The sequence below is a fragment of the Mycobacterium sp. genome, from assembly GCF_035623875.1.
Taxonomy (GTDB): domain Bacteria; phylum Actinomycetota; class Actinomycetes; order Mycobacteriales; family Mycobacteriaceae; genus Mycobacterium.
This window is the reverse complement of sequence record NZ_DASPSP010000327.1, coordinates 1-16,874: the sequence shown is the minus strand read 5'-3', so window position 1 is coordinate 16,874 and position 16,874 is coordinate 1. Positions and strand designations below refer to the sequence as shown.

Below are 16,874 nucleotides of genomic sequence, written 5' to 3'. Positions count from 1 at the left end.
GTGGGCGAATCCGAAATCAGAGAAACCTGACAAACAAAACAACAACCACACCCACACACGGGGAAGTGCAAGATGCGGCCAAAAAAACAACAACAAAAAAACAAAACCACCAAACACACTATTGAGTTCTCAAACAACACCCTCCGGCCGCGCAGCAAGCCCCGCGGCGTTTGGCCGCTAACTCGTTGTGCGGACGGCGAGAGACCCACCGAAGTGGAACTTCCCTCTGGGATATCGTCGCGCTCGACGGACTAGCCGTGTCGCGACGACTCGATCAAGTTACGCGACCGCAAACGCGCAGTCAAACAACCTGCTAGACGGCGTGTTCGGGTATCGCAACATCAACGAACGCGCTCGACCCCGGCGATATTCCGCTTGCCCCTGCGCAAGACCAGCCAGCGTCCATGCAGGAAGTCGGTCGGTCGGGGTACCCATTCGTCGTCGTCGATCTTGGTGTTGTTGACGGATACGCCGCCCTCCGCGATCGTGCGCCGCGCGGCACCTTTGCTCTGCGACAGCCCGCTGGCGACCAGCAGGTCGACGATCCCGTCCGGCGAACCGGGCTTCAACTCCGCTACCGAAGTCTCGCGTAGCGCGGCCGTGAGCGTGGACTCATCCAACCGGGTGAGTTCCCCGCGGCCGAACAATGCCTGGCTGGCATGTTCAACGGCCTCGGTGGCTTGCTCGCCATGCACGAGCGTGGTGAGTTCACGCGCCAGCCGTCGTTGTGCCGCACGTTCGTGTGGCCGCGACGCTGTCGCCTCCTCGAGTTCGGCCAACTCGTCGGCCGGCAGAAAGGTGAACCACCGCAAATACCGGATGACGTCGGCATCGGCCGTGTTGACGAAGTACTGATACCAGGCGTACGGAGTCGTCATCTCCGGGTCCAACCAGACGTTGCCACCACCCGTGGATTTGCCGAACTTCGTGCCGTCGGCCGCGGTCACCAGCGGAACGGTGAAGGCATGCACCAAGGCCGCCAGTTTCTGGCGCACCAAGCGCACCCCGGCGATGATGTTGCCCCACTGGTCCGATCCGCCGATCTGGAGCACACAGTGATGGCGTTGGTACAGCTCGACGTAATCGTTGGCCTGCAGCAGCATGTAGCTGAACTCCGTGTAGGAGATCCCCTCGCCCTCCAGGCGCCTCCGGACGGTGTCGCGGTCCAGCATGACGTTGACCGAGAAGTGCTTACCGACATCGCGCAACAATTGAATTGCTGACATCGCGCTGGTCCACTCGAGGTTGTTTTCGACGATGGCACCCGTCGGCGAGCCGTCGAAATCGACGAACCGTTCCAGCTGTGCGCGGATCCGCTCGGTCCATCCCTGGACGGTTTCGGCGGTGTTGAGCACTCGCTCGCCGGTGTCGCGAGGGTCACCGATCAATCCGGTTGCGCCGCCGGCGAGGACGATAGGGCGGTGGCCGGCGCGCTGAAAGCGCCGCAGCGCCAACAGTGGCACCAGATGTCCGGCGTGCAGGCTGGGCGCGGTGGGATCGAATCCCGCATACAGCGTGATCGGACCGCGGGCAGCCTCGGCGGCCAGCGCGTCAAGATCGGTGGACTGTGCAACCAGTCCACGCCAGTGCAGCTCGTCGAGGATGCCAGACGGCCCGGGAGATTCAGCGCCCACAGTCATAGATCTTCTCGCACGGCGCGACTGATCAGTCGCTGGCACCCGGCGCCGGCGCTCGTGGGCTGCGCCGGTAGGCCGAGACCTCCGCCCGTCCCTGCAGCCACAGCCGCCAAGGCCGGTCGGCGGCGTGGCTGATGCCAACACGCGGCCCGGCAACCGCGTCGTGGGTGTCGTTGAGCCTCAGCCGCACCGGACTGTCGGCGGCAAACAGGTCGACGCCGTTGTCGGCCATGGTGATTCCCAACGCCGAGCAGAGATTCCCGGGTCCGCGCGCCAGCGCGATGGTGCGGATTGAGGCACCGCGCCGCGACTGGGCGACGTCAAGCCCGGTCTCGATCGCAGCCGCCCTGAGCAGCACCGCGGCCGCAACGCCGTCGGCGCCGCACACCACGTTTGCGCATACGTGGATGCCGTGACTGCGGTAGGTGTAAAGCCGGCCCGGGGGTCCGAACATCACCACGTTTCGGCCGCTTGGACCGCGATACGAGTGCGCCGCGGCATCCGGCCACGGACCGTCGGGTACCCCGCCATAGGCCTCTACCTCGACGATCGTGGAGGTGACGCCGCGACCGGTGAGGGTGGCGCCGAGGAGTCGCTGCGCCGCTCCGACCGGGTCGACCACGAGTTGGTCAGCGCCCATCGGACAGATTCTGCCTGCGCCCCTTGACAGCCGGTCAGCAGGGGCGGATATTCACCCTATGATGACTTCATCGAATGATGAATTCTTCGCGAACCGCCATGAACTAGCCGTCGACGTCAGCCACTTGCAGGTGATTCGCGGCAGACGCCCGGCGCTGCACGACTTGTCGGTTCGCATAGCCCGCGGCAGCGTTACCGGACTGCTCGGTCCGTCGGGCTGCGGCAAGACCACGCTGATGCGTTGCATTGTCGGCACCCAGCTCGTTGATTCGGGCACGGTCCGCGTGCTCGGTCTACCGGCCGGGTCAGCACCGTTGCGCCGCCGGATCGGATATCTGCCTCAGGACCCAACGATCTACAACGACCTGCGGATCGTCGACAACGTCCGCTATTTCGCATCCCTTTACGGTTTTGACGGCCGCGCGGCCGATTTCGCGATTGATCGGGTGGGGCTCAGCGATCACAGCACTGCCTACTGCGGCAATCTCTCCGGCGGTCAGCGCACCCGGGTGTCGCTGGCGTGCGCGCTGGTCTGCCAACCCGAGTTGCTCGTACTCGACGAACCGACCGTGGGGTTGGACCCCGTGCTGCGGGCAGATCTCTGGGAACAGTTCACCGACCTGGCCCGCGCTGGGACCACCCTGCTGGTTTCCAGCCACGTGATGGACGAAGCCGACCACTGCGGCGACCTGTTGCTGATGCGCGACGGTCAATTGGTCACGCACACCACCCCGACCCGCTTACGAGAGGACACCGGATGCACGTCACTGGAGGACGCGTTTCTGTCCATCATCAAGCGCAGCACCAGGCGACGAGCCGGCTAGGTCTGCATGGCTATCTGAAACCGTACAGCGCGACCACGGTACGGATCCTGCGACAGCTGGCCGCCGATCACCGCAGTGTCGCGATGATTCTCGCGGTGCCGGTCCTGGTTATCACGTTGATGTACTTCATGTTCGAGAACGCCCCGCACCGTCCGGGCACGCCATCGCCGTTCAACAACGCGTGCCTGATCCTGTTGGGCCTTTTCCCGCTTTTCGTGATGTTCATTATCACGGCCATCACGATGCAGCGGGAACGGGCCTCGGGAACATTGGAGCGCATTCTGACGACTCCGTTGCGCCGGCTCGATCTGCTGATCGCCTACGGCACCGCGTTCTCGATCGCGGCAGCGACACAGGCGATTTTGGCGTGCATCGTGTCGTTTTGGTTCCTCGGCTTTGACACCGCCGGCAGCCCGTTCTGGGTGTTCGTGATCGCGGTCGTCAATGCGGTGCTTGGCGTCGGCCTTGGATTGTTGTGTAGTGCGTTCGCCCGCACCGAGTTTCAGGCGGTGCAGTTCATCCCGCTGGTGATGGTGCCGCAACTGTTGCTGGCCGGGATCATCGCCCCGCGCGCGCTGATGCCGACCTGGCTGGAGTGGATCAGCAACGTGATGCCGGCCAGCTATGCGCTGGAGGCTCTGCAACAGGTGGGCGCGCATACCGAGCTGACCGGCGTCGCAGTACGAGACATTATGGCTGTCTTAGGATTTGCGCTCGCGGCACTATGTCTGGCAGCAGCAACTCTTCGCCGACGGACACCCTAGCGTGACAGCCACCAATACTGGGCGCAAGCGGCCCGGGCGTCCGGCGGGAAGTTCAGATACCCGCGATCGAATTCTGGCTAATGCACGAATGTTGTTTGCCCGCAACGGGATTGCAAATACCTCAATACGCGCAGTAGCCGCGGCGACGGACGTCGATTCAGCGTTGGTGCATCACTACTTCGGCACCAAGGAAAAGCTGTTCGCCGCGGCCGTTCGTATCCCGATAGACCCGATGGACATCATCGGCCCGTTGCGCCAAGTGCCTGTCGAGGAACTCGGCCACGCAATTCCGTCAATGTTGTTGCCGCTGTGGGACTCCGAGCTCGGTACCGGGTTCATCGCCACGCTGCGGTCGATTATGGCCGGGTCGGAGGTCAACCTGTTTCGTTCGTTCATCCAGGACCTAATCGCCGTCGAAGTCGGGACCCGCGTCGACAACCCGCCGGGCACCGGCATCATCCGGATCCAATTCGTCGCATCTCAACTGGTCGGCGTACTGATGGCGCGCTACATCCTGCACCTAGAGCCGTTCACGTCGCTGCCCGTCGAGCAGATCACCGACACCATCGCCCCCAACCTGCAGCGCTACCTCACTGGGGATTTACCGGCGTGGCCCGCGTCATGAACTGCGCGTGCTCGTCGTCGCCGACCTCGATCGCCTCATCGACCAGCAGCACCGGGATGCCGTCTTCGATGCGGTAAGCACGCCGCATCCGTGGGTTGTACAGCAATTCCTCGTCGTCTTTGCCGACCAGCACCAGCGGGCCGCGGTCGGCCGGGCACACCAGGATGCTCAGCAGCGTTTCGTCGATCATGTCGGCCTCAATTGTGAATGCGCACCGGACATCTCGGCCCGCGCCGCGCCCGTCAGCCGCCGGAACTGATTGGCGTCGGCATCGAAATACCAGGCGTGCCGTCCCGGCTTGGGGATCCCGGCCGCGCGCAAGGGACTGACCGTCGGACGATAAGTGGCGCTCAGCGTCATCTCCCCGACCACCTGCACGATGTCGGGTCCCAACCCGAAGGGCATGGCTGCCACCGCCTCGGTGAGATCCGCCGCCGTGATCGTCGCGCCCGGCTGCAACGTCACCGCTGTCACGGCGACTTGGCGACCGTCCATGGGGACGCCATAGGTCACCGCGAGGTCGACCGCGGGAATGAGACCGATCGCGTCGGTGATCGGCTCGCAAAATACGATGCCGCGCGCGGTGTGCACCGCCGAACCGCGCCTGCCCACCAACCAGAAGTCACCGTCGGCATCGCGACGGAACAGAAATTCGGTGGAGATCCAGGTGTCAGCGGGAGCGAACACGCCACGTTTGACCGACGCAGTCGGATCGATCGGTCCGCGCGGCTCGGCGAGCAGGACGCCGACTTCATTGGTGTCCGGAACCCGGACCAGCCCCCGGTCGGTTTCCAGGATCAGGTCATGCTCGGCGTCGTAGGCGCCCAGTTCGACCTGTCCGGCTCCGGGCAGCGGCCGGCCCTTGCTGCCGATCTTGGCGCCGGACACGTTGGCCAGCACCGCATGCCCATCGGTGGTCGCGAAGAACTCGACGACGCGGGCAGGCGCGAACACATCGATGACTCGCTGCCACATTCCGGTCGGCATACCCGAGCCGATGAACAACCGCACCGGGTGACTACCGTGCAGCGCAAAAGTGGGGTCGTCGATGACATCACGCAGCATGGCCCACGTGTAGGACACGACGGTGACGCCGTACTGGTGCACTTCGGCGACGAATCGGTCCGGGCGCAGGCCGCGAGACAACGCGATGCGGGCGCCGCCGACCACCGCGCCGCCGAGGCTGACCAGCAGCCCGGACTCGTGATGCAGCGGCGTCAGGCAATACACGGTGTCGCGATGGCCCAGGGCCGCGGTTGAGGCGGTGCCGAACGCCGACAGCGCCCAGCGGTAGTTGGTGATCTGCTTGGCGACGAGCTGCCCGCCGGCGGTGCTGAAAGCGATGAACGCCAGATCCCGCGCGTATCCCGGGTTGGCGCGGTACCAGGCCGGCAGCTCGACGGCGTCGGGGTCGATCTGTTCCATGTCGATGACGCCGGCGTCGTCGGGCAGATGCAGATCGCGGTGCTCACCGCCGCCGAGAACCAGGATCTGTCCGGGCAATTGCCGGGCGGTCTCGAGGTTGGTGGGGTCGGTGATGATCTCGGCCACGCCCCCGAGCCGGACCGCCGCGGCCAGGTCGACGTCGGGCTTCAACAGGACCGCGACCGTGCCCAAACGCGACAGCGCGGCGATGGCCACCAGCGCGCTTGGCCGGGTTTCCATCAGGACGCCGACGTGTTCGCCTTGGCGCACCCCAACCTCAATGAGGCCGCGCACGACGTTGTCGATGCGCCGGTTCACGGCCTCGTAGGTGTGAACGCGTCCGTCGAAGAGCAGGAATTCACCGTTCGGCGCTTCGTTGGCTTGTTCGCCGATGATCCGGCCGAGCGAGATCCGGGTGTGGTCATTGATCTGGCCCAGACGGGCTAGTCGGGGCAAAGTTCGGACGGTCTCGACGGCCAATGTGCGCATGGACTTGTTCGCCGTGACGACGGCGTCGGCCGCGCCGCGGGCCAGTGTCAGCGCCACCTCCGATGCCTCGCCCAGTCCGTGCATCAGCCGGGAACTGAGCGCGACACCGCGGTCGGCGTGTTCCTCCGGCTGATCGGCCATCGGGAAGATGTCGGTGGGCTTGTCTCCGTTTCCGGAAATCCACAGCACCCAATCGGCGACTGTTGGCCACGTTTCGTTTGCTGCTTTGGATCCGACCACCAGCCCGAAGTGGCCGGTGCGCAGCGAGTACTCGTACACCTCGGCATTGGGCGCTGCGCGCCGGATACCCCGCACTGCGGCCGGCTGACCGATGTCGTCAACCTCGCCGACGAAAGCCAGTACGGGACAGGTGATATCGGTCAGCGTCACCAGTTGGCCGTTGATGGCGAAACCGCCGGTCATCATCCGGTTATGCGCGACGAACTGCTTGAGCAGCTCGGAGATCGCCGGGCCGGACCAGGCGATCCAGCCCTCCGACTCCAGGAATCTGCGCTGGGCTTCTCTTGGCAGCAGCGCCTCACGATCGTGGAGTTGGCGCACGAAATCGATCCGCGCTTTGGCGGTCTTGAGCGGATCGAGCATCTGAAAGCCGGTGCGCGCCAACCAGCTTGGGATATCCAGCCGGTTGAAGACGTGGTCGGCCATGAAGTTGGCAATACCGGGAGCGAGGTTGGGCGGAAGACCCATCGGCAGCGCAGCCAGGGTGTCAACCGGGGAGCCGAACGTCACGATGCTGGCGATGCTTTTCGACCGTCGGTACGCCGCGGCCTGGTAGCAGAACATCCCGCCCTGCGAGTAGCCGGCCAAATGCACGTCCTGACCGGTGATGTCGGTCATCGCATCGATTGCGTCACTCAGCGCGACGATGTGGTCGGCCAGATTGCGGCGCATCCCGCCCTCGACCTGATCAGGTGAGCCGAAGTCGATAACCCAGGGGTCCAGCCCGGCGGCGTGCAGGATGCCGACCGCACCGTCCTCGCGGGTGACGTCCCACATGTTCGCCGACATCATCATCGGGTGCACCAGCAGCACCGGCGGCCCGGCCTGCGGGTGCCCCGGCCGACTGTCCGGCGGAAAATACCGCCGAAGCTTGTACATCGGCACGCTCTCCACGACCTGGGACGGCGACGGTGAGTTGCCGGTTTCCAGGCCGCCGAGCCGCAGGACTTCCAGGCCGTTCTGTGCTGTTGCCATCAGACGCTCAACCGGTCGCGTGACCGCTGAAAAATTCAGATCCATGCCGCCGCTCCCTTCAACCCGGAGACGATCCTGTACTGCTTGTGGGCCTGACAGCGTGGTCATCATGGCACATCGCAAGGGGGTAAGCCCGCAGCTTTGGTCACGGTGCCACTGCGTTCGCCAGCGTAGTCCGGCGACGATGCGGGCACGAAGGCCCGCTGAGGAGCCGGACAAATCAGGCCGGGGTCCGCCCGCTAAGGTCGGGGCGGTGGCACACCTGCTGGGGGCCGAGGCGGTGCATCTGAGGTATCCGACTCAGGTCGTCTTCGACTCGTTGACCGTCGGGGTCAGGGATGGCGACCGCATCGGCATCGTGGGACGAAACGGCGATGGCAAGTCCAGTTTGCTGGGTTTGCTCACTGATCGGGTGCGCCCGGATGCCGGACGGGTGACGCGGCGCAGCGGGCTACGGGTCGGCGCGCTGAGCCAGGCGGACACCCTGGATTCGGGCAGCACGGTGGGATGGACGCTGGTCGGCGACCGGCCCGAGCACGAATGGGCCGGCAATCCGCGCATCCGCGACGTGGTCGGCGGTCTGGTCGCCGACATCAGCTGGGTCGCGACGATCGGCACCCTCAGCGGCGGCCAGCGGCGCCGGGTCCAGCTGGCCGCGCTGCTGGTCAGCGACTGGGATGTCATCGCGCTGGACGAGCCGACCAACCACCTCGACATCGAAGGCATCACCTGGCTGGCCGGTCACTTGCGCCGGCGCTGGGCCCGCAACACCGGCGGACTGCTGCTGGTGACCCACGACCGATGGCTCCTCGACGAGGTGGCGACCACGACGTGGGAGGTGCACGGCGGGATGGTCGAGCCGTTCGAGGGCGGCTACGCCGCCTATGTCTTGCAGCGAGTCGAGCGGGACCGGCGGGCCGCCGTCGCCGAGGCCAAGCGGCAGAACCTGATGCGCAAGGAGCTGGCCTGGCTTCGCCGCGGCCCGCCGGCGCGCACGTCGAAACCGAAGTTCCGCATCGATGCCGCTAACCAGCTGATCGCCGACGTTCCGCCGCTGCGCAACACTGTCGAGTTGGCGAAACTTGCCACCGCGCGGCTGGGCAAGGACGTCGTCGACCTGCTTGACGTGTCGGTCTCGTTCGACGGCCACCCGGTGCTGCGCGATGTCGAATGGCGAATCGGCCCGGGCGAACGCAGCGGCATCGTCGGTGCCAACGGTGCCGGCAAGTCGACCTTGCTCGGCCTGATCACCGGCGCGGTATTACCCGACAGTGGAAAAGTCAAGCGCGGCAAGACTGTTCGCTTGGCACTCCTCGACCAGCGCGGCGATGAGCTCGCCCCGCTGGTGGGCGAGCGTGTCGCAGATGTGCTGGGCCGCCTCCAAAGCGGCTATCAAGTCGACGGTCGTGACGTCACTCCGGCGCAGTTGTTGGAACGGCTCGGATTCGCCGGCGAGCAGCTTTCGGCGCGCGTCGGTGAACTCTCCGGCGGGCAACGCCGTCGGCTGCAGCTGATGCTCACCCTGCTGGCTGAGCCCAATGTGCTGCTGCTCGACGAACCCACCAACGACGTCGACACCGACATGCTGGCCGCCACCGAAGACCTGCTCGACTCTTGGCCGGGCACATTGATCGTCGTCTCCCACGACCGCTACCTGCTGGAGCGTGTCACCGACCAGCAATACGCAATCCTGGATGGCCGGCTACGGCATCTGCCCGGTGGTGTCGATGAATACCTGAGGCTCGCCGGGCAGGCGAGCGCAGAGCCGGTAGCGGCGCCGACGCTCAGCATCTCTGAGCCGCAGGCAATGTCGGGAGCGCAATTGCGCGCCGCCCAGAAGGAGATCGCTGCAATCGACCGCAGGCTGGTGCGGCTCGCAGAGCAGATCGCGGCCAAGCACCAGGAACTCGCCGAGCATAACCAATCCGACCACGTCGGCGTCGCCCGGCTCACCCAGGAGTTGCGCGACCTTGAAGACGACGTCGCCGGGCTGGAGAACCGTTGGCTGGAACTTTCAGAAGTCGTCGAGTAGTCCTGCGGCGACCTGCTCGACCTCCACAGTCAAGCCCGGCCAAGGCCGCAGGGCGGCGAAGTTGCGTGCTCTGATGCGCGCCGACGGCAGGTGCAGCCTGGTCCTGGCTACCAGCCGGGCCAACATCACCGTCATCTCGGTAGTGGCCATTGCCGATCCCACACACCGATGCAGGCCTGCGCTGAACGGGATGAACTCATGAGGCGCTGGCCGTCGATAGTGCGGCGAGTTCGAATCCCACCGCTCAGGACGAAACTCTTCCGGTTCGGGCCACACATCGCTGATTCGGTGGGTGACGTACGGGCTGAAAATCAGCAGTCGCCCCGCCCGAATCCGGTGCCCGTCAAAGTGCAAGTCACGTTTGACCTTGCGGGCCGAGATCACTGCCGGGGTCGAGAGCCGTAGCGTCTCGTGGACTACTCCATTGAGGTACGTCAATGCCGCAAGACTCTCGGCTATCGGTGGCCCAGAGCCCAAGACCCGGCCAACCTCGGCCGCAGCGTTGTCCCAGGCGCGCGGAACATTCAGCAGTGCGTAGATCGCCCACGCCAGTGCGCCGCTGGTGGTTTCGTAGCCGGCCGCAATCAGCGAAACGACGAGATCGCGAATCTCATTGCGGGTCAATGCCTGCCCGTCATCGGAGCGGCTGCTGATCAGCGTAGTCAGTAAGTGGTCATCGGGCCTGGGGTGAATGCGCGCGTCGGCGACCTGGCTATCGACGAAATCGTCGATACAAGCCCGTGCCGCTTTCGCCCGCCGCCATCCGGGTGAACCGATCCACTGCTGGATGCGCATCAGCTGCGGTGGCCGATGTGTAAGCGCAAGCAGCGGTTCAAGTTGCCCACCGAGAAAGTCGGCATGTTCGGCGATACGGGCGCCGAAAAGGCATTCAGCGATGCTCCGCCGGACCGCTGACCGTAATGAGTCATAGATGTCGATTCGTTGCCCGGGCTGCCAACGGTCGATGACCGCATCAGCGTTGGCGGCGATGACCGGCACGTAGTCGCAGACCTGTCGGTGGTGAAGGGCTGGCGCGACGACACTGCGCCGGCGACGGTGGTCGGCTCCGTCACTAACCACCAATGCCGTCGGACCATCGACTGGGACCAGAACCTGAAATGCTTCCTGCCAACTGAACGCATCGGCGTTGGCGAAGACGAATTTGTTCGCCTCCGGTCCGAGCAGATACGTGTAGCCCAGTCCCGCGATCCCGGCGTTGATCACCGGTCCCCGGCGCCGATACAACGCCAGCAACGCCTCGCCCGGCGGGTACCGTACCGGCCAGCGCATGCGGGCCCTCCTACCGCCTGAGTTCCTGCCGAAGTCGTTCGGCGGCAGCACGAACCGCGTCGAGCTGCGCGGCGACCCGGGTCGGCGCGGTGCCGCCGCGCGCGTCGCGTGACGACACCGAACCCTCGATGGTCAGTACTTCCCGGACCTCGGGAGTCAAGTCGCTGCTTACGGCAACCAGCTCGTCGTCGGTTAGCTCCTCCAGCCCGACCCCGCGCTGCTCGGCGACCCGCACCGCCGCCCCCGCCGCCTCATGGGCGTCCCGGAACGGGACGCCTTGGCGCACCAGCCATTCGGCGATATCCGTGGCCAGGGTGTAGCCGGCCGGAGCAAGCGCCGCCATGCGCTCAGTGTCGAACGTCAGGCTGCGCACCAGTCCGGCCATCGCCGGCAGCAGCAGCTCCAGTTGCGCGACCGAGTCGAAGACCGGCTCTTTGTCTTCCTGTAGGTCCCGGTTGTACGCCAACGGCTGAGCTTTCAGGGTCGCCAGCAGCCCGGCGAGGTTGCCGATCAACCGACCGGATTTGCCGCGAGCCAGCTCAGCGATGTCGGGGTTCTTTTTCTGCGGCATGATCGAACTGCCGGTCGACCATGCGTCGTGCAAGGTGACATACCCGAATTCGGTTGAGCTCCAGATGATGATGTCCTCGGCGAGCCGCGACAGGTCGACAGCGGTCATCGCGAAGACGAACGCCGCTTCTGCGGCGAAATCCCTTGCCGCAGTGGCGTCGACAGAGTTCTCGGCTGCTGTTGCGAATCCGAGCTGTTCGGCGATCGCGTCCGGATCGAGTCCCAGCGACGAACCGGCCAGTGCTCCGGAACCGTAGGGGGACACCGCGGTGCGCTTGTCAAGGTCGACGATCCGGTCGACGTCACGCAGCAGCGGGTGGGCGTGGGCAAGTAAATGGTGAGCCAGCAGGATCGGTTGAGCCGACTGCAGATGCGTCTTGCCGGGCATGATCGCGCTCGGGTGAGCGGCGGCTTGCGCGGCCAGGGCGCCGACAACATCGAGCGCGCCAGCGGCCACCCGGCGTATTGCGTCGCGCAGCCACATCCGAAACAGGGTGGCCACCTGATCGTTTCGCGAGCGGCCGGCCCGGAGCCGGCCGCCCAGCTCGGGCCCAACCCGCTCGATCAATCCGCGTTCCAGCGCGGCGTGCACGTCCTCGTCAGTTACCAGCGGCAGGAAGCTGCCGTCGGCGACATCTTCGGCGAGGCTGTCCAGCCCGGCCAGCAGCCCGTCGCGCTGCTCTTCGGTGAGCAACCCGGCCTGGAAAAGCACCACGGTGTGCGCCCTGGACGCGGTGATGTCGTAGGGCGCCAGCACCCAGTCGAAGTGGGTGGATCTGCTCAACGCGGCCAGTGCGTCGGACGGGCCCTCGGCGAACCTCCCGCCCCACAGTGATCCTTCGTTGGTGGTCATGTTGGATCGGCGGCCGAGTCCCGGCGCGCGGCGATTTTCGACGACATCCCGTGCACATACACGAAGCCCTTGGCAGCGGACTGATCGAAGCTGTCGCCCTCGTCATAAGTGGCCAGGTTGAAGTCATACAGGGACTCGGCGCTGCGCCGGCCGTTGACGGCAATATGGCCGCCGTGCAATACCATTCGGATTTCGCCGGACACATGTTCCTGGGTCTTGGCGACGAAGGTCTCCAGCGCCGTCTTCAACGGCGAGTACCACAACCCGTCGTAAACCAGTTCGGCCCAGCGTTGGTCGGTGTGACGCTTGAACCGCGCCAGCTCACGCTCGAGCGTGACGTGCTCGAGCTCAGTGTGCGCAGTGATCAGCACCATCGCCCCCGGCGCCTCGTAGATTTCGCGGCTCTTGATACCCACCAATCGGTCTTCGACCACGTCGAGCCGCCCGACGCCTTGCGCGCCGCCGCGGCTGTTGAGTTCCTCGATCGCCTGCAGCACCGACACTGGCCGGCCGTCGATCGACACCGGTACGCCGCACTCGAATCCGATGATCACCTCGTCGGGGGTGTTCCAGTTGACGGTGGGATCTTCGGTGTAGGCGTAGATATCCTTGGTCGGCGCATTCCACAGATGTTCCAGGAAGCCCGTTTCCACCGCTCGGCCCCAGACGTTCTGGTCGATCGAGAACGGTGAGCGTTTGGTGACGTTGATCGGGATGGCGTTCTCTTCAGCGAAGGCGATGGCCTTCTCGCGTGTCCACGCATAGTCACGAACCGGCGCGAGCACCTCCAGATCCGGTGCCAGCGAGGCGAATCCGACTTCGAATCGGACTTGGTCGTTGCCTTTACCGGTGCAGCCGTGTGCGACGATACTTCCGCCGTGCTCGCGGGCTGCTACGACCAGATGCTTGGCAATGAGCGGGCGGCTTATCGCCGACACCAGCGGGTAGCGATCCATGTAGAGACCGTTGGACAAGACGGTGGGCAGACAGTAGCCGTCGGCGAACTCGTCGCGGGCGTCGACGACGACCGCTTCGACGGCGCCGCAGTCCAGCGCTCGCTGGCGCACCACCTCCATGTCCTCACCGCCCTGGCCCAGATCGATCGCCACCGCGACGACCTCCCGGCCGGTCTCCTTGCCGATCCAGCTGATCGCCACCGAGGTGTCCAAACCGCCGGAATACGCCAAGATGACGCGCTCGGACATGAATTGATCTCCTTGTTTTGCCGGTTATTTGAGTTCTTGGATCACGGTTACCAGCTCGGCGCCGCTCATCGGCTCGCGGGCCGCCACGAAAATGGTGTCATCCCCGGCGATCGTTCCGACGACGTACGGCAGGGCTGCCCGGTCGATGGCGCTGGCCAGGTAGTCCGCCGCGCCGGGCGGGGTACGCAGCACGGCGAGGTTTCCGCTGGCGTCGGTGGAGACCAGCAATTCGCCGAGCAGCCGCGACAGCCGCGCGGTGCCACCGGATACCCCGCGCAGCGGGCTGCCGTCCTCAGGCACCACGTAGATGCCAACCCCACCGTCGGCGCCGCGCAGCTTCACCGCGCCGAGCTCCTCCAAGTCGCGCGAGAGCGTGGCCTGGGTGACCTCGATACCGTCGGCGGCGAGCAGCGCGGCCAGCTCGCTTTGGCTGCGCACCTCAGTCGACGACAGGGTCGCCACGATCCGGGCCTGCCGGGCGGCGCGGGTCACTTCGGGTGTGGTCTTCGAGCCGCTGCGCGTCATTTCGACCGCTCCAACAGCCACACCAACAGCGCCTTTTGCGCGTGCAGCCGGTTCTCGGCCTCGTCCCATACCGCGCTGTGCGGCCCGTCGATCACTTCGTCGGTGATCTCGTGACCCCGGTGAGCCGGAAGACAATGCAGCACAATGGCTTCCGAGCTGGCCAGGGAAAGCAGTTCGGCGTTCAGCTGAAAAGGACGGAACGGCCGAACCCGGTCCAGGCCGTCGTCCTCTTGACCCATCGACGTCCAGGTATCGGTCACCAGCACGTCTGCGCCCGACGCGGCAGCTACGGGGTCTGCGGTGACCGTCACCGACGCGCCGGTGTCCGCGGCGCGCTGCTCGGCGGCGGCGACCACCGATTGATCGGAAGCAAACCCGTCGGGAGCGGCGATCGTCACGTGGATGCCGGCGGTGACACCGCCGAGCAGCAGGGAGTGGGCCATGTTGTTGGCACCGTCACCGAAGTACGACATGCGCAGGCCGTGCAGCGATCCGGCGCGTTCGGCGATGGTCTGCAGATCGGCGAGCACCTGACACGGGTGGAATTGGTCGGAGAGCGCATTGACGATCGGCACCGTCGCGGTCTCGGCCATCGCGGCCAGACGGGCCTGCCCGTAGGTCCGCCAGACGATGGCATCGACATAGCGGGACAACACCTTCGCGGTGTCCTGCAGGGTCTCCTCCCGGCCCAGCTGGGTGCTGCGACCGTCGACCACCACCGCGTGCCCGCCGAGTTGGGCGATACCCACCTCGAACGAAAACCGGGTGCGGGTGGAGTTCTTGTCGAAGATGACGGCGACCCCCCGCGGACCTTCCAGCGGGCGGTGGCTGAACGGATCCTTTTTCAGTTCGGCGGCCAGCGCGAGCACTTCGGCCTGTTCATCGGGTGACAGGTCATCGTCGCGCAGGAAGTGTCGGGTCATCGTGTCCCCCCGGCCGCTACGTCCAGGATGCCCGGCAGCGCGGTGACGAAGGTGTCGATCTGGTGTTCGGTGACGATCAGCGGCGGCGCCAACCGAATGACGTCGGGTGCGGCGGCGTTGACCAGGAAACCGGCAGCGCGAGATGCTATCTCGGCGTCCTTCGCGGCCGGGGTGCTGAGCACCACCCCGCACAGCAAGCCGCGGCCACGGACGTGGTCGACCAACGGGTGACCAAGCGATTCGATGCCCTGGCGCAACATCTTTCCGAGCACTTCGGCGCGTCGCACCAGGTCTTCGCTGGCCAGTACGCGCAGCACCGCCAGAGCTGCAGCCGCGCAGATTGGGTTGCCGCCGAAGGTGCTGCCATGCAGGCCGGGTGTGAGCAGTCGCGCGGCCGGGCCGACCGCCAGGCACGCCCCGATCGGCAGTCCACCTCCCAGGCCTTTGGCCAGCGTCACCACGTCGGGGGTGATGCCGTCGTGTTGGTGGGCGAAAAACGCACCGGTGCGGCCCATCCCGGTCTGCACCTCGTCCAGAACCAACAGCGCGCCATAGCGGGCGGTGATGTCGCGGGCCGCCGCGAGGTAGCCATCGGGCGGGACGACCACACCGCTCTCCCCCATGATCGGCTCCAGAAACACCGCGGCGGTGTCGTCGCCGACTGCAGCGTCGAGGGCATCGATGTCGCCGTATGGCAGGTGGGTGACTTCACCGGGCAGTGGTGCAAACGGCGCCTGCTTGGCAGGTTGACCGGTCAGTGCCAGCGAACCCATCGTTCGGCCATGGAATGCCTCCTGGGCGGCAACAAGTTTCGTCCGCCCGGTCAGGCGGGACAGTTTGAACGCCAGTTCGTTGGCCTCGGTGCCGGAATTGCAGAAGAACACCCGTGTCTCTGCATCGCAGCCAAGCAAACCGACCAACGCTTCGGCCAGCGCGATGCCCGGTTCGGCGGCATACAGGTTAGAGGTGTGCCCCAGCGTTGACATCTGCCGCGTGACGGCGTCGATCACCGCAGGGTGACGATGCCCCAGGACGTTGACGGCGATGCCGCCAAGCAGATCCAGGTAGGACTTCCCGTCCACATCGGTGACCACGGCGCCGTCTCCGCTGGCCAATGCCACCGACGGGACGCCGTAGTTGTCCATCATCACCGCGGACCACCGCTGCTGCATGCTTGTCGTATTGCTCACGCGCTCACCACCTTCGTGCCGGTGCCCTCGTCAGTGAACAATTCCACCAGCACGCAATGCTCGACGCGGCCGTCGATGATGTGCGCGCTGGGTACGCCGCCACCGACAGCGCGCAGACATGCCTCGATCTTGGGGATCATCCCGGTCTCCAATGTCGGCAGCAGCTGTGCCAGTGTGGCAGTGTCGATTTCGGTGACCAGCGAATCGCGGTCGGGCCAGCGGGTGTACAGACCTTTGATGTCGGTGAGCATCAGCAGCTTTTCGGCTCCCAATGCTTCGGCCAGCGCCGCCGCTGCGGTGTCGGCGTTGATGTTGTGCACGACGCCGTCGCTGTCCGGCGCCAGTGTCGAGACCACCGGGATACGTTGCGCTGCAACAAGGTCGAGGACTGCGGCAGTGTTGACCTGGTCGACGTCTCCCACCAGCCCGATGTCGGTGGGCACGCCGTCGACGGTGACACTGCGCCGCACCGCGGTGAAGAGGTGCGCATCCTCGCCGGTGATGCCGACCGCATAGGGTCCGTGCGCGTTGATCAGGTTGACCAACTCGCGGCCCACCTGACCGAACAACACCATTCTGGCCACGTCGAGCACTTCCGGTGTGGTGACCCGGAAGCCGCCCTTGAAGTCACCAGAGATCCCGAGCCGCTGCAACATTGCGCTGATCTG

General features: G+C 65.6%; 16 protein-coding genes. 5 read left to right on the top strand and 11 right to left on the bottom strand.

Annotation, left to right across the window (positions count from 1 at the left end; translation table 11 throughout):
* On the top strand, positions 1 to 181 hold a 181-nt coding region (locus VEI45_RS26010), incomplete at its 5' end, for a hypothetical protein (RefSeq protein ID WP_324857655.1).
* 160 nt (positions 182 to 341) lie between these two features.
* Here the strand turns inward: VEI45_RS26010 and tyrS are convergent.
* A complete protein-coding gene (gene tyrS / locus VEI45_RS26005; RefSeq protein WP_414687594.1) occupies positions 342 to 1,604 on the bottom strand; it encodes a tyrosine--tRNA ligase in 1,263 nt (420 codons plus the stop codon).
* Positions 1,605 to 1,665: 61 nt separating this feature from the next.
* A complete protein-coding gene (locus VEI45_RS26000) occupies positions 1,666 to 2,277 on the bottom strand; it encodes a DNA-3-methyladenine glycosylase (RefSeq protein ID WP_324857653.1) in 612 nt (203 codons plus the stop codon).
* Between the two features lie 58 nt (positions 2,278 to 2,335).
* Here VEI45_RS26000 and VEI45_RS25995 point away from each other — a divergent pair, with 58 nt between their 5' ends.
* The 3 genes from VEI45_RS25995 to VEI45_RS25985 are packed head-to-tail and all read left to right on the top strand — an operon-like array spanning position 2,336 to position 4,489.
* The gene (locus tag VEI45_RS25995; protein ID WP_324857652.1) at positions 2,336 to 3,100 is read left to right on the top strand and encodes an ABC transporter ATP-binding protein; all 765 of its coding nucleotides are present in this window, start codon (positions 2,336 to 2,338) and stop codon (positions 3,098 to 3,100) included.
* 14 nt (positions 3,101 to 3,114) lie between these two features.
* A complete protein-coding gene (locus VEI45_RS25990) occupies positions 3,115 to 3,864 on the top strand; it encodes an ABC transporter permease (protein ID WP_324857657.1) in 750 nt (249 codons plus the stop codon).
* Position 3,865: 1 nt separating this feature from the next.
* Positions 3,866 to 4,489 (top strand): TetR family transcriptional regulator, encoded by a 624-nt coding sequence (locus VEI45_RS25985; protein WP_324857651.1) that lies wholly within the window; start codon positions 3,866 to 3,868, stop codon positions 4,487 to 4,489.
* Here the strand turns inward: VEI45_RS25985 and VEI45_RS25980 are convergent.
* Complete coding sequence (locus VEI45_RS25980) at positions 4,455 to 4,679, bottom strand: Trm112 family protein (protein WP_324857650.1); 225 nt, start codon at positions 4,677 to 4,679, stop codon at positions 4,455 to 4,457. The genes VEI45_RS25985 and VEI45_RS25980 overlap by 35 nt on opposite strands.
* Positions 4,676 to 7,663, bottom strand: a complete 2,988-nt coding sequence (locus tag VEI45_RS25975; protein WP_324857649.1) for an acyl-CoA synthetase — start codon at positions 7,661 to 7,663, stop codon at positions 4,676 to 4,678. The genes VEI45_RS25980 and VEI45_RS25975 overlap by 4 nt, the downstream gene beginning before the upstream one ends.
* Before the next feature lie 208 nt (positions 7,664 to 7,871).
* Between VEI45_RS25975 and VEI45_RS25970 the strand changes: the two genes are divergently transcribed.
* Entirely contained in the window at positions 7,872 to 9,650 is a 1,779-nt protein-coding gene (locus VEI45_RS25970; protein WP_324857647.1) for an ABC-F family ATP-binding cassette domain-containing protein, read from the top strand.
* On the opposite strand, the gene VEI45_RS25965 is transcribed toward VEI45_RS25970, so the two are convergent.
* The 7 genes from VEI45_RS25965 to argB all read right to left on the bottom strand — a co-directional run.
* Positions 9,633 to 10,940 carry a cytochrome P450 gene (locus VEI45_RS25965; RefSeq protein ID WP_324857645.1) on the bottom strand — a complete coding sequence of 436 codons (1,308 nt, stop codon included), beginning with the start codon at positions 10,938 to 10,940 and terminating at the stop codon, positions 9,633 to 9,635. The two genes, VEI45_RS25970 and VEI45_RS25965, sit on opposite strands and share 18 nt — an antisense overlap.
* Before the next feature lie 10 nt (positions 10,941 to 10,950).
* The gene (gene argH / locus VEI45_RS25960) at positions 10,951 to 12,363 is read right to left on the bottom strand and encodes an argininosuccinate lyase (RefSeq protein WP_324857643.1); all 1,413 of its coding nucleotides are present in this window, start codon (positions 12,361 to 12,363) and stop codon (positions 10,951 to 10,953) included.
* A complete protein-coding gene (locus VEI45_RS25955) occupies positions 12,360 to 13,568 on the bottom strand; it encodes an argininosuccinate synthase (RefSeq protein WP_324857641.1) in 1,209 nt (402 codons plus the stop codon). The genes argH and VEI45_RS25955 overlap by 4 nt, the downstream gene beginning before the upstream one ends.
* A gap of 24 nt (positions 13,569 to 13,592) precedes the next feature.
* Positions 13,593 to 14,093, bottom strand: coding sequence for an arginine repressor (locus tag VEI45_RS25950; protein ID WP_324857639.1), 501 nt, complete (start codon positions 14,091 to 14,093; stop codon positions 13,593 to 13,595).
* Positions 14,090 to 15,016 (bottom strand): ornithine carbamoyltransferase, encoded by a 927-nt coding sequence (gene argF, locus VEI45_RS25945; RefSeq protein ID WP_324857637.1) that lies wholly within the window; start codon positions 15,014 to 15,016, stop codon positions 14,090 to 14,092. Before argF ends, VEI45_RS25950 begins: the two co-directional genes overlap by 4 nt.
* Entirely contained in the window at positions 15,013 to 16,206 is a 1,194-nt protein-coding gene (locus VEI45_RS25940; protein ID WP_324857635.1) for an acetylornithine transaminase, read from the bottom strand. The genes argF and VEI45_RS25940 overlap by 4 nt, the downstream gene beginning before the upstream one ends.
* Positions 16,203 to 16,874 (bottom strand): acetylglutamate kinase (gene argB, locus VEI45_RS25935; RefSeq protein WP_324857633.1); only part of this gene is annotated, 672 nt, incomplete at its 5' end. The genes argB and VEI45_RS25940, both read right to left, overlap by 4 nt.

Bases quoted from the DNA above. Each gene is read 5' to 3' on its own strand.
- VEI45_RS25955 (WP_324857641.1), bottom strand. From the start codon at position 13,568: ATGTCCGAGCGCGTCATCTTGGCGTATTCCGGCGGTTTGGACACCTCG.
- VEI45_RS25980 (WP_324857650.1), bottom strand. From the start codon at position 4,679: ATGATCGACGAAACGCTGCTGAGCATCCTGGTGTGCCCGGCCGACCGC.
- argF (WP_324857637.1), bottom strand. From the start codon at position 15,016: ATGACCCGACACTTCCTGCGCGACGATGACCTGTCACCCGATGAACAG.
- argH (WP_324857643.1), bottom strand. From the start codon at position 12,363: ATGACCACCAACGAAGGATCACTGTGGGGCGGGAGGTTCGCCGAGGGC.
- VEI45_RS25995 (WP_324857652.1), top strand. From the start codon at position 2,336: ATGATGACTTCATCGAATGATGAATTCTTCGCGAACCGCCATGAACTA.
- VEI45_RS25950 (WP_324857639.1), bottom strand. From the start codon at position 14,093: ATGACGCGCAGCGGCTCGAAGACCACACCCGAAGTGACCCGCGCCGCC.
- VEI45_RS26000 (WP_324857653.1), bottom strand. From the start codon at position 2,277: ATGGGCGCTGACCAACTCGTGGTCGACCCGGTCGGAGCGGCGCAGCGA.
- VEI45_RS25965 (WP_324857645.1), bottom strand. From the start codon at position 10,940: ATGCGCTGGCCGGTACGGTACCCGCCGGGCGAGGCGTTGCTGGCGTTG.
- VEI45_RS25975 (WP_324857649.1), bottom strand. From the start codon at position 7,663: ATGGATCTGAATTTTTCAGCGGTCACGCGACCGGTTGAGCGTCTGATG.